The organism is Pseudoalteromonas sp. S3178 (assembly GCF_005886985.1).
Lineage (GTDB): Bacteria > Pseudomonadota > Gammaproteobacteria > Enterobacterales > Alteromonadaceae > Pseudoalteromonas > Pseudoalteromonas carrageenovora.
This window is the reverse complement of the sequence record NZ_PNCW01000557.1, coordinates 1-281: the sequence shown is the minus strand read 5'-3', so window position 1 is coordinate 281 and position 281 is coordinate 1. Positions and strand designations below refer to the sequence as shown.

The window sequence follows — 281 nt, the reverse complement described above, 5'->3', positions numbered from 1 at the left end:
GTGCAACAATGCCTGTAACCCTTGAAACTGCCACTAAAAAGCTAGGTGCTCATAACTCCGTTGCCTCTTTTACAGTCCCTTTAGGTGCAACTATAAACATGGATGGCACTGCAATTATGCAAGGTGTCGCGACAGTGTTTATTGCTCAAGTATTCGCGGTAGATTTAACCATTAGTGATTATCTCATGGTCATTTTAACAGCCACCTTGGCCTCAGTCGGCACAGCCGGTGTGCCGGGTGTTGGCTTAATAATGCTTGCAATGGTACTTAACCAAGTCGGC

General features: G+C 45.9%; 1 protein-coding gene. It reads left to right on the top strand.

Annotated features, from left to right (window positions below):
• Positions 1 to 281: dicarboxylate/amino acid:cation symporter (locus CWC11_RS22195; protein ID WP_138684271.1), on the top strand; the 281-nt coding region annotated here is incomplete at both ends.